Genomic DNA, 12,196 nt, shown 5'->3' with positions numbered 1-12,196 from the left:
CCCTCATTCTCTCCTTAACGGTGGCTCTAGTTCTTCTTTTGCCACCGTTCTCATCTTTGGTTAGTCTAAACTACAGTTGATTAAATTTAAGGCTTTTGTCTGATGTTTGAAATCATTGGATACTTCATCAAATTCGTAGCAAACTAATTGAGATTTTAAATCTTTGAGTTCATTGAAAGGCATTTTCTCACTTAGTTTAATCAGTTTTTCCCAAATAAACTCGGCTGTAGGTGAAACTCGATCGGGAGGTTCAGCTAAAGTCTGATTGAGATGGAAATAACAAACACTGATACTAAATTTTTTCATGGAGAAGACCGCGTATCTTGATTTGCTTCAGGAGCTTTGTCCGGAGCTATCGTCATATTTTCTAGGGTGTTTTTCAAAATTTGACTTTGCTGTCCCGGCTGAGTGGGTGATTGCCCTTTATTGGGTAATTTAAATTCCTCTAATCTCATCACGTTAGCGTTGTATTCAAACTTAATTTCTGGCTTATCTTCCAGCCAATTTTCAATAATTTCGACATTGTTGTCATCATTGTCTGTTAATTCAGCTTTGAGAGCAGCTAGGGTATATCTCCAGTTAAAAGATAAATCTGATTGAATTAATTGGTGGAAAATTTCTATTTGGTTGCTGCTATTAGTCATGTTTTGCTCTCCTTTGCCAGCCGCACAGAAGCCGGCCCAATGAAACGGGTTTTGATAGATTTTAGCACAGACTCCTTGAGTTGCTTTGTCCTTTTCCAAGTAGCATTGTAAGGTTCCTCGCCACTCAGTGTCTAGGAGGTGACATTGGTTTGTCCAGTCGAGGAAACCTTGGATGTCGGTGTCTCGCATCCAGATTTGGGCTTGGCTTAATGCTAGGGCGAATTTACCGGGTTGGTCGTAGAGGTTTTCGTAGGTTCTGATCAGTAAAATTGCTGTGGAAAGGGGGCTTACTGACCACAGGCTGACGTATAAACTGGGACTACCAGCTAGTAGGAAACCGCTGGTGAGGCTGATGTATTCGTCGGTGTTGTCGAGTTGGACTCGTCCGGTTTCGCAGGCGGAAAGGGTGACGAGGCTGCATTGACTGAGGTTGAAATAGCCGATGATTTCTTCTAGGGTGAGAGTACCGTCGGCTAGTTCTAAACCAGATTGTAGCGGATCGTTGCGATCGAAGGAACCGTGACAGGAAAAGAACAGATGATGGCTGTCGGCGACTTTTTCGGCTATTTCTAATTTTGACTCTGATTTTTCGCCTTTTTTGGCATCTTGTTTAGCAAAAATTTCTGGCGTGGCGAAAATATTTTTGATGCTTTGTACTTCCATTTTCGCAGCCTTCAAGTTATTTTTGGGGTCTTGAATGGCGAAGAATCGCTCGAATTTACCCCGTTTGTCTTTTTGGACTTGGTGCAATAGCTGACAACTGGGGGCGTAGGAAACTCCATTATCGAAGCAGTCAACGAGACAGGGATTCAGGGGGCAATAATTTTGGTTGTTCGGGTGAAAGCGCTGCCAATTTTCCCTACTCACCGGGAGGGCGTGGAGAGGGAACAGGTGCAAGTAGCGGTGGGGAATCAGGATTAGTTGATCGCAGGTTTCGGGGATGTTTTTAACTATTTCATTAATGTGGAGAATTTGGGCTAGGTTTGCTAGTTTAGTTTCTAGGCTATTTTGCCATTGTTGACGGTTACTGTCATAATTGTCTAAATATTCATTTCCCCAATCAATTAGTTTTTCTAAATCTTGCGGTGATGATTGCCAAAATCCGATCCCCCCTGCCCCCCTTAATAAGGGGGGTTCTGAATTTAGATCGGGTTCGCTGTGAGATAACTGTGTAACTTCTAATTGATTCTCTCCCATTTTCAAGGGGGATTCCGAGCTCTCTTGCTCCTCACTTATTAAGGGGGGCTGGGGGGGATCGTTCGCGATGAGGAAAGCACAAAAACTATCCCCCAAAATGTACCATTCTATAATTGCTGTTTTTGGGGCTGCTAGCTCTTTAAATTGGTCAACTTTTAGAGATTTATAAGGATATTTAGAAATAAAATCTTGACGTAATTGATTAATTTTATCATAATTGGGGTCAGGAGATTCAGCTAACCGTTTACTTTCTTCCTCAATTTGTTTTTTTATTCTTTGCAACTCCTCAGACAAAGTCTCTAAGTTTTGACCCGAAGAATTTAATTCTTTGATGGCTTGCATTTCTCGTAAAATCCTAACTTTACTTCGCTCTGCATATTCTAGAGCCTCAGCATATTTTTCAACTTTTATACAAACTCTTACCATTGATTGATAAAGTTGATTATTTATTTCATGTAATTTTTGCTTGTATTCCTGCTCGGACAATATCTCACCTTGAACGAATCCAACCACATCATTTACAACATTGAGAATAAGATTTTCTCGACTTTGTGTATCTTGACTATTCTGAGATCCTTGAGTTTTAGTCGGTATATTGCGGCCGTATATTTCTGGTAATACTTGACCATTGTCAAAATAATAAAATTCGAGATCCCTATTTAAAATTGCTGCCTCTATAGTTTCATCAAAAGATTGGTAAGCAGCCAGCAATAAATTGCTTTTTTCGTAAGCAATTCCTAAATTAAATTTAGCTTCTAAATATTTATGTTTATTACCAAGTAAATGATAAACTTGAGTTGCTCCCGCAAAAGCCATAATCGCTTTTTGTAAATTATCTTCTAGACTATTTTGTTTTCTATTTGAGTAAGCAATACCCAAATTATTTTGAGATTCCGCCCATTGCATTGAGGAATTTAACCTAACATAGATTTTACTCGCATCTTCAAGGGCTTGAATAGATTCTTCTATATAATTTTTTTTGTACATATTGACTCCTTAATATTGAAGGTAAGCAACACCCAAATTTTTCTGAATACTTGCATATTTTTCAGGATACTGCTCGCGCTCATAAAAAGACAAAGCGTCTTTATAAGCAGAGATAGCCTGTTTTAAATTGTTACATTTTTCGCCTTTTCGTCTATATAAATAAGCATTTGCTAAGTTGTTTTTGAGGCGCGCCCAGTCTTGAGGGAATGACTCTTGAGTTATAACCTGACTAGCTGCTTCCCAATAACCAATAGCTTTTTCCAAGTTCTCCTCTCGGACACCAATAGTTCTGTATTGGTATGCTGTAGCTAGGTTATCTTGTGTCCTTGCCCATTCCAAAGGAAATGACTCAAGAGTACGAACTGTTAAAGCAGCTTCATAAAAATTGATCGCCCTTTCAATATTCTCTGCTTTCTCTCCCCGGATTCTCTGGGAGTAGGCTGCTGCCAGATTATTTTGCGTCATAGCCCAGTTTTCGGGAAAAGCATCGCGGGTGTAGACGGATAATACAGCAGTGTAAGATGCGATCGCCAGTTCGATATTCTCTGCTTTGTCTCCCCTGATTCTGTAAGTGTAGGCTGCTGCCAGATTATTTTTCGTCCCTGCCCAATATTCGGGAAAGGCATCGCGGGTGTAGACGGTTAATGCAGCAGTGTAAGATGCGATCGCAACTTCGATATTCTCTGCTTTCTCTCCCCTGATTCTGTTACTGTAGGCATTTGCCAGATTATTTTGCGTCTGGGCCCAATTTTCGGGAAAAGCATCGCGGGTGTAGACGGATAATGCAGCAGTGTAAGATGCGATCGCCAGTTCGATATTCTGTGCTTTCTCTCCCCTGATTCTGTAAGTGTAGGCTGTTGCCAGATTATTTTGCGTCGTTGCCCATTTTTCGGGAAAAGCTTCGCGGGTGAGGACGGATAATGCAGCAGTGAAAGATGCGATCGCCCTCTCCAGATTCTCCGCTCGCGAACCGTTGATTCTGTTACTGTAGGCAAGAGCTAGGTTATTTTGAGTTGTTGCCCATTGTTCGGGGAAATCCTCAAGGGTAGAGACTGTTAAAGCAGCCTGAAAAAACTCGATCGCCCTCTCCAGATTATCCGCCCGCAAACCGTTGATTCTGTTACTGTAGGCAGTAGCTAGGTTGTTTTGAGTCGTTGCCCAATCTTCGGGGAAATCCTCAAGGGTACGGACTGTTAAAGCAGCCTGATAAAACTCGATCGCCCTCTCCAGATTATCCGCCCGCGAACCCCTGATTCTGTCACTGTAGGCAGTAGCTAGGTTGTTTTGAGTCGTTGCCCAATCTTCGGGGAAATCCTCAAGGGTACGGAGTGTTAAAGCAGCCTGATAAAACTCGATCGCCTTCTCCAGATTATCCGCTCGCGAACCCCTGATTATGTTACTGTAGGCATTAGCTAGGTTGTTTTGAGTCGTTGCCCATTTTTCGGGGAAATCCTCAAAAGTATAGACTCTTAAAGCAGCCTGAAAAAACTCGATCGCCCTCTCCAGATTATCCGCTCGCGAACCCCTGATTCTGTCACTGTAGGCAATGGCTAGGTTATTTTGAGTCATTGCCCATTTTTCGGGGAAATCCTCAAAAGTATAGACTGTTAAAGCAGCCTGACAAAACTCGATCGCCCTCTCCAGATTATCCGCTCGCGAACCGTTGATTCTGTTACTGTAGGCAACGGCTAGGTTATTTTGAGTTAGAGCGTATTTTTCGCTCCCCGGTTCCCAATTATTTAAAAGTATTTGATAACCAGTAATGGCAATTTCAAGATTATTCGCTCTTTTCCCCCGCGGAAATTCACTAATATGATTACTCAAGTCTCCAATAAGGTCGAGAATAGATTCAATTGCTTCGGGATGTTCGGCAATTAAATTCTGGGTTTCTTGCTGTAAACTCTCGGCAAAACGGTCATTGAGGAGATGTTGCCGCTGAGCCAGCATGGGGCGAATTACTTTAATATCGCTGTTGCTATCTTCTTCTGCTTGCAATAATTCTAGGATAAAGTTTGCATACTCTTGGGAATTTTCACCTTCAGAGTTATCGCTATACCCCTCATCATTCATCCCCAAGAATTGCCATAGCTGACTGGCCAAATTCCGTAAAAAACTAGCGTAATTTTCCTGTCCTTCCTCTGCCAGGTTTTCTGCTACTACCTCGCAAACTTGCAGAAACCCCGAATCTACCAATTCTAAGTTAGCCTGTAAAATCTGCGGTTCCTCACCGTTGGGGCAAGTCAGGAGTGTCTCAATCAATTGCAGATAAGCTTGGGCGCGGGTTTCTTCCATTGTGGGGAGTTGTGAATAACACCGATGTTTATTTTATCACGATTGGTGGTTTGGCGGTTGACGCTCCGCCGTATCAATTTCTACCCCATCCCGAACAAGTAATCGAAATTACCCTCTCCCACAGAGTTTTTAAGCGTATTGATAATTTTCCTTGTATTATCGTGAGGCCCTTCAATATAACAAGGTTTTCCATTGCGACCGAATTTCAAGCCACTTTCACTGGTTGATTCTCCTAAATGAGCCTTCGACTGCTCGAAATCGCGATGCGGTTCAAAGCCTAATGTTTTGGCATAAGCGATCGCGCCCCAAACCAGGGCTTGTGCTTGTTCTAAACTAATCTCTTCGTATCCCAGAAACGGCGAGTAAGAATTCTCAACGAGATTTTTATATTGGCTATCGTTGCAGTTACGTGGCGGAATGCTATCCTTGACTCCCAAACACCAGTAGTCGATCAAATAAGTGGCTGCAACAAAACGATTGTATCCCTTGGAACGGGTAACCATCACTAAACCCAAGCCGCCCGTTTCAGAAGTTTCATTGCCCAACAATACCTTCGCAAAATTTACATCCACAAGACATTGAGCAACGGGCAATAACTCTCCTTTTTCGGCGCTAGCGAGGGCTGTTTGTTCTGCATGAAATTGGAGAAAGGTACTGACTTCGGATGCTTTCAATCCTAACTTTCGGGCAATTTGTTTGGGCGTTAATTGGCGATCGCGCAGGTTGAGAATTTCTTGTTCTTGTTCGGGCTGCATGGTTTTTCTATTGCCGTCAGGGCTGGGTTCGAGCTGAGTCGATCATTGTACCGCGTTTTTGCGACCAACTTCGTAACATTGCAAAGATTGAGGAAAAAACCCGGTTTCTTTGATGGTGCGAGTGGCGAGAAACCTCGGTTAGCCCGATAGTCCGCTAGGGGTTGAAACCCCTGTCTCATAGCAAAAGTCCTCTTAAAGAGGACTAAAGAGTTTTTCATTTTTATCTCGGATTTTCAGTCGGTTTCAAGCGACTTTCGCTATTAGCCAGGGGTTGAAACCCCTGGCGGATGTGGCGACACCACTTTATTTTATACTTCTCGTAAAATCCGACTATTCAAACGCTCATATTCATCCTCTAGTAGCCACATTTTAGCCGCTTCGTAATTGTCACTAGAAAAAATAACTTTATAATTTTGTGCCGGATTATGAATGCAAAATTTTCCTGAAATTTCCTTGACTAACATCAGGATATAAGGCGGAGATATCAGAGTATCGGCCCAGATTTCCGCAAACTCCCACTCAGTCTCTTTTTGTGATTCTTGACTAATTTTAGTAGCTTGTGCGGGGTCTTGTGCGAGGTATGACATGGTATTTACCTGTAGTTTTTTTAATCTTTATTTCACCGTAATTTAGTTGTATCTGAGTCCCGTCGGCTTTCAGTATATAACCAATTGGTTCTGAAAAGTACAATCCATAGCGATCATAATTGTCCTCTAGATCGTCCTCTCCTGTGCGTTCCCCTCTTAGCTTAATTTCTGCGGCCACTCTTTCCATTGTTTCTCTATCATTAAAGAGATGGACGATTCCTTCGCTTTCAAATTCACTTTGGGCTTTTTGGGTTCCGGGGAGATGTTTATCAATGAGACTGGTTCGAGTTTCTAGAGTAATTTTACGGTCAATTCCACTCATAGCTCTGTTATATCTTAATTATATACCATTCATCGATGAATTTAGTTTAGTCTTGGAACCACGGGTGGCCAGAAACCGGGTTTTTGCGACAGACTTGGTGAGAGTGCAAAGATTTGGAAAAAAACCCGGTTTCTTTGATGGTGGGTGGGTGTACAAACCTAATTTTGGGCTAATTCCGGCGGCCGCCCCATCAAGCCTGTCATCAAGCGCAAGGCTAAAAACCTCACTGGGGGAATTGTCCGCAAACACCACAATCCAAAGCGGCGAAATGCTACAATTGGCAGCCAAGTATTAGAAAATAATCTGTCTAGAAAATCGGTAAATCCTAACACGATTAAATTCTCTTTTTTGCGCCAGTTGTGATACCGTTTCAATACTCGCAAATCGCCGATGTCTTCGCCTTTTTGGTGCGCTTGCTGCAAGATTTGGGCGATCGCCCCTGCGTCTCGAATGCCCATATTTAATCCCTGGCCGCCGACGGGATGGCAGCAGTGGGCCGCGTCGCCAATTAGTGCTAATCTGGGCAAAACGTAGCGATCGCTCTGCATTAACTGCACCGGAAACAAAAAGCGATCGCTCTCCAATTCCAAACGCCCTAAAAGCCCGCCCGTGCGCTGTTCCAACAAAGTCAAAAACTCTGTTTCATCCATTTGTTGCAAAGCTTTAGCTTCCGCGTGGGGTGCTGTCCAAACTACTTGACAGCGGTTGCCAGGTAATGGTAAGACTCCCATCGGGCCGCTCGGCCAAAAGCGCTCAAAAGCGATATCATTGTGCGGTTTTTCTGCTTTAATAGTGATAGCAACGCAGGATTGCCAGTATTTCCAGCCGCGAGTGCTGATGTTGGCTTCGGTGCGGATGCGCGATCGCGAACCGTCGGCGGCGACTAATAATTTGGTGCGAATAGTCCGAGTTTCGCCGTTTTGTTTGACTTCTATTTCCGCGCAATCGGTTAAATATTTTACCTCGACTACTTCCGCCGGACAAACCCAGCTAAAATTCGGGTTTTTTGCCAAAGATTCTTGCAAAGCTGACAGCATTACTCGGTGTTCGCCGACATAACCTAAAGCGGTTTTTGGTACGGGCAATTTGCCTGTATTTCCCAAATCCGGGCGGTGGAATTCGACGACGCCCGGATAGTCGCCGTCGCAGAGGCTAATTTGCTCGAAGGTGGTGATTTGTGGCAAGATTTGCTGCCACACGCCGATACCTTCTAAGATCATTCCTGATAGCAGGGTGATTGCATAGGCTTGTTTTTTGGCTGCGGCGGCGGCGGGGAGTTGGGTTTCAATTATAGCGATTTTTAATCCAGAATCTTTTAAGGCGCTGGCTAAGGTGGCCCCGACTATGCCGCCTCCGACGATGGCTATGTCAAAGTCGAGTGTCTGTGTTTCCGTGGAGGCTGTTGTTGGAGAAAGTTGGTTTACAGGCATTTTCAAGGGATTTTGTCAAAGTTAATTGGATTGTTACTTTTTTATTGTAAAGAATTATTTCGATTTAGGGCGATCGAGCGACGGAGACGGGAGATGGGGAGACGGGGAGATGGGGAGACGTTGAGAAATTTATGATTAATGACAACCATCAACGAGCAACTGCCCACTATCAACTGCCAACTGCCAACTGTCAACTGTCAACTGTCAACTGTCAACTGTCTAATGACTGCTGACCATTTCCTTTGTGTTTTCGGCGGGCAGCGCTGATAGTTTCTGGCAAATGGGAATTTCTATGACAAACTCTGCACCTTCGCCGGGGGCGGAAATACACTGCAATTGGCCTCGGTGTTTTTCAACTATAATCTGATAGCTGATTGACAGCCCCAAGCCTGTGCCTTTGCCGACTGGTTTAGTAGTGAAAAAGGGGTCAAACAACTTGCTAATAACTTCTTGATTGATTCCCATACCGTTGTCGGCAATCCGAATTGTTACTGTGTCTGAATTCGCACTTGTGCTAATCCGAATTCTGTTGTGACGAGCATATATTTCTTTTGAAGAATGAGTGCTGTTGTACTCTTCGAGGGCGTCGATCGCATTTCCTAAAAGATTCATAAATACTTGATTGAGCTGACCTACATAGCACTCGACTTTTGGAAAATTGCCGTATTCTTTGATAATCTCAATAGCGGGACGAAGTACATTAGCTTTGATCCGGTGCTGCAAAATTAGCAAAGTGCTTTCGATTCCTTCGTGAATGTCTACTCGCTTCATCTGCGATTCGTCGAGTCTGGAAAAGTTACGCAAGGATACAACTAAGTCGCGGATGCGATCGGCTCCAACTTTCATTGATTCCAAAATCTTCGTAAAGTCTTCCATTAAGAAATCGACTTCAATATCTTCGGCTGCTTCTACAATTTCCGGGACGGGATTTGGGTATTTTTCTTGGTAAAGATGGAGCAAACCGAGCAAGTCTGTGGCGTATTGGCTGGCGTGGGTGATGTTGCCGTAGATGAAGTTAATCGGATTGTTAATTTCGTGGGCGACGCCGGCGACTAGCTGCCCCAGAGAAGAGATTTTTTCGGTTTGGATTAGTTGAGTTTGAGTTTGGTGCAACTCCTGGACAGCTTTTTCGAGCTGGGCTGCTTGCACTCGATACTGTCCCTCGGACTGCTTGAGTGCTTCCAAAACTTCCACCCGATCGCTAATATCGGTGTGAGTTCCCACCCACTCGCGAATGCTGCCGTCGGCGGCCAAAATGGGGACGCCCCGCACCCAGAAGTATCTGTAGTTGCCGTCTGCAGCCCGCAAGCGGTGCTCGATTTCATAGAGACTTTTTGTTTCTATGGCCCGCATCCAAGCTTGTATTGTGCGATCGCGATCTTCTGGGTGCACTGATTTTATCCAGTAGTCCTTGTCTTCAGAACTCAAGCCCGTATAAGCTATCCAATCAGGCTGAGGTTTCTCGGCGATTCCGTTAGCGTCTGTCATCCAAACCATCTGTGCGGTGGCCATTGCCAGCGATCGGTATCTTTCCTCGCTCAGACGCACAAATTCATCGGCTTCTCGGCTGGCTGTCACATCGCGCAAAATTGCTGTGAATATGATTTCACCGGCCACTTCGAGTTTGGAAATAGAAGCTTCGGCGGGAAATTCCGTACCGTCTCGGCGGCGGGCGAAAATTTCTTTGCGGCTGCCCATTTTTCGGGCTTGTTTAATGTTGTCGCCGAAATTACTGACGAGGTGGCTGTGAGGGGCGACAAAAGCTTCGGGCAACAGCAGGCTCAGGGATTGCCCGATCGCCTCAGCAGCCGTCCACCCGAAAATCCTTTCTGCACCTTGGTTGAACAGGATAATTTTTTGGTCAGCATCCACGGAAATAATCGCGTCGTCGGCAATTTCTAAAATGCCGGCGAAACGAGCTTGCGACAGTTGCAGCGCTTTTTCAGCTTCTTTGCGATCGCTGATGTCGCGGGCGATCGTCGAAATGTATGTGAGTTTGCCGTCCGGTGCGGAGTGGGAGATGATGACTTGGCTGACGGGAATTTCGAGTCCTGATGCTGACACGAAGGCGGTTTCTCCGCTCCAAACGCCCCCGGAAACAGCAGTGGCGATCGCTTGATTCAAAGTGCTGCGGGCTGACTCTGCCGTGAATTCTGGAACTTGTCGGTTGGATATATCTTCGTTTTCGTCTATACCCACCATTTTTCTGCCTGCTTTGTTGATATAAACCGCGCGTCCTTCGAGGTCGCAGATACCTACAAAATCCGGCGTTGCTTCCAGAATTGCTGCCAGATTTTTGTGGGCGATTTCGGCTTGTTTTCTCTCAGTAATATCCCGCGCGATGCTAACTATACCGATGATATTTCCTAGCCCGTCCCGATAAGCGCTTTTTGTAGAAATAAATGTCCGCAAATTGCCTTTCACTGGTAGTTCTTCTTCGATCGCTTGCGTTTCGCCGGCTGTCATAATTGGGCGATCTGTTTTCCTAATATTCCCCGCAATTTCCGGCGGAAATAACTCGCTGTCATCTCGGCCGATAATGTCGTCTACAGACTTGCCAATTATACTAGCTCCCGCAGCATTGAGCATCAGGTAACGGCCCTGAATATCTTTGACAAATAGGGCTTCGGGCGTACTGTTAATGACTGCCATCAACAGGTTGTAGTTTTTTTGAAGCGCCTGCTTTGTTGTTTGAGATTCAAAAATTTGCTCCTGCAATTGCTCATTGGCGAGTTGCAGTTGGATAGTCCGTTTCTCAACTTGATTTTCTAAGTCTAATTTAGCTTTCCTCAGTCCCAGTTCCGCTCGATAGCGCTTCCGGTCTGCGGTGCAGAGAGTTTTGGCATTCTGCCAAATCAGAACTGTAAAAATAATCACGTTCAATACGCTTAACAGCGATATCCCTACCTCCGGTGTGTAGGCTTGTAACCGCTCTCCCGATATGATGAAATAACCGACTAAAGGCGGGATAATAATTGCCCGTGGTAACAAGCGCCGCGCCATGATGCCGCCCGCGCGATCGCTCGTCATTACTGCGATCAATCCTCGCTCTGGACTGGCAAATAAAATGCCGAAGCTCAGCAACATAAATGCTGCGGAGGTGTGCAAAGCCATTCCTGTATTATTGCCAATTTGGTAAAATAAAGCTTTGTCGTAGAAATAGCCTATCAAACCCGTAAATGCAATTAAAAATGCTGAACAGCTTAAGATTTGAATCCGCAGGTATTTAGGGCGACGTTCTGACAGCAGCAGCAGCGCTGTTCCCAGCAATAAAAAAGCACCAGCAGTATTCGGTGCCATGCGTCCTGGTGTTCCGGGTCTTGTCAAGGTGTAACTTTCTTTAAATAGCAGTTGGTCGATGCCTAAGTCTAAATTAAAGCTATATTGAACTAAGGTTAATAGGCTAATTAATATAATTAAAAATGAACATCCCAAAATTAAATATTTATGATTTCTTTGAGGCTTTCTTGCTGTAAATTTGGCGCGCCGGATCTGTTGGATGAATAGAGAAAATCCGCCCAAAATAAAGCAGACCGCACTATTGGCTTTCATGGTAACGAGTCCGGGCAGAATGCTTTTTAACATTTGCAGATCGAATATCCAACCCAAAAGGACTGTACAGCCGATCGCCATTACTGCAATACTCGCTTTTTTGGAAAAAGACTCGACAGCAGCCATTCGGGTGGAGGGCGTTTGCCGTTGTTGTGTTCGTTCAAAAACTTCCAATTTCTCGATCCCTCTAATTATTGGGTTTCTACGTATCTAACGTAACAATAAACACTCTAGTAATATTGTTGCCTACTATACAAAGCTGCTTAAGATTTTCTCTAACCTGCTAATCATAAAATATGAATTATTTTATCTAACTTTAGAGAGATAGTCAAATGAAGGTTGAAGGCTCTTATGTAGGGCTTGCTGAATAAGCCTAAAACCCTTACCTCAAAAGACTTTGACTCGCGTTCGGCGTTGACAACGTGTAAGA

The 12,196-nt window shown here is 44.4% G+C and carries 8 protein-coding genes; all 8 read right to left on the bottom strand.

Features of this window, described 5'->3' with window-relative positions; all coding sequences use genetic code 11:
- Positions 1–60: 60 nt before the first annotated feature.
- A complete protein-coding gene (locus QUA70_RS26770; RefSeq protein WP_333350852.1) occupies positions 61–306 on the bottom strand; it encodes a hypothetical protein in 246 nt (81 codons plus the stop codon).
- A complete protein-coding gene (locus QUA70_RS26765) occupies positions 303–2,828 on the bottom strand; it encodes a CHAT domain-containing protein (RefSeq protein WP_333350854.1) in 2,526 nt (841 codons plus the stop codon). Before QUA70_RS26765 ends, QUA70_RS26770 begins: the two co-directional genes overlap by 4 nt.
- Before the next feature lie 9 nt (positions 2,829–2,837).
- On the bottom strand, positions 2,838–5,120 hold the full coding sequence (locus QUA70_RS26760; RefSeq protein WP_333350856.1) for a tetratricopeptide repeat protein: 2,283 nt from the start codon (positions 5,118–5,120) through the stop codon (positions 2,838–2,840).
- A gap of 80 nt (positions 5,121–5,200) precedes the next feature.
- Complete coding sequence (locus QUA70_RS26755; RefSeq protein ID WP_333350857.1) at positions 5,201–5,875, bottom strand: DNA-binding response regulator; 675 nt, start codon at positions 5,873–5,875, stop codon at positions 5,201–5,203.
- Between the two features lie 308 nt (positions 5,876–6,183).
- Positions 6,184–6,462 carry a hypothetical protein gene (locus QUA70_RS26750; RefSeq protein ID WP_333350859.1) on the bottom strand — a complete coding sequence of 93 codons (279 nt, stop codon included), beginning with the start codon at positions 6,460–6,462 and terminating at the stop codon, positions 6,184–6,186.
- The gene (locus QUA70_RS28690) at positions 6,425–6,784 is read right to left on the bottom strand and encodes a DUF6972 family protein (protein WP_445251680.1); all 360 of its coding nucleotides are present in this window, start codon (positions 6,782–6,784) and stop codon (positions 6,425–6,427) included. Before QUA70_RS28690 ends, QUA70_RS26750 begins: the two co-directional genes overlap by 38 nt.
- Before the next feature lie 158 nt (positions 6,785–6,942).
- Entirely contained in the window at positions 6,943–8,214 is a 1,272-nt protein-coding gene (locus QUA70_RS26745; protein ID WP_333350861.1) for an FAD-dependent hydroxylase, read from the bottom strand.
- Between the two features lie 219 nt (positions 8,215–8,433).
- Entirely contained in the window at positions 8,434–11,940 is a 3,507-nt protein-coding gene (locus QUA70_RS26740; protein WP_333350863.1) for a PAS domain S-box protein, read from the bottom strand.
- Between the last annotated feature and the right edge of the window lie 256 nt (positions 11,941–12,196).

The organism is Microcoleus sp. LAD1_D5, from assembly GCF_036702115.1.
Classification (GTDB): Bacteria; Cyanobacteriota; Cyanobacteriia; order Cyanobacteriales; family Microcoleaceae; genus Microcoleus.
Note: the sequence above shows the minus strand (reverse complement) of the source record. Positions and strands in the feature narration are given on the sequence as shown.

Bases quoted from the DNA above. Each gene is read 5' to 3' on its own strand.
- QUA70_RS28690 (WP_445251680.1), bottom strand. From the start codon at position 6,784: ATGAGTGGAATTGACCGTAAAATTACTCTAGAAACTCGAACCAGTCTC.
- QUA70_RS26765 (WP_333350854.1), bottom strand. From the start codon at position 2,828: ATGTACAAAAAAAATTATATAGAAGAATCTATTCAAGCCCTTGAAGAT.
- QUA70_RS26770 (WP_333350852.1), bottom strand. From the start codon at position 306: ATGAAAAAATTTAGTATCAGTGTTTGTTATTTCCATCTCAATCAGACT.
- QUA70_RS26750 (WP_333350859.1), bottom strand. From the start codon at position 6,462: ATGTCATACCTCGCACAAGACCCCGCACAAGCTACTAAAATTAGTCAA.
- QUA70_RS26760 (WP_333350856.1), bottom strand. From the start codon at position 5,120: ATGGAAGAAACCCGCGCCCAAGCTTATCTGCAATTGATTGAGACACTC.
- QUA70_RS26745 (WP_333350861.1), bottom strand. From the start codon at position 8,214: ATGCCTGTAAACCAACTTTCTCCAACAACAGCCTCCACGGAAACACAG.
- QUA70_RS26755 (WP_333350857.1), bottom strand. From the start codon at position 5,875: ATGCAGCCCGAACAAGAACAAGAAATTCTCAACCTGCGCGATCGCCAA.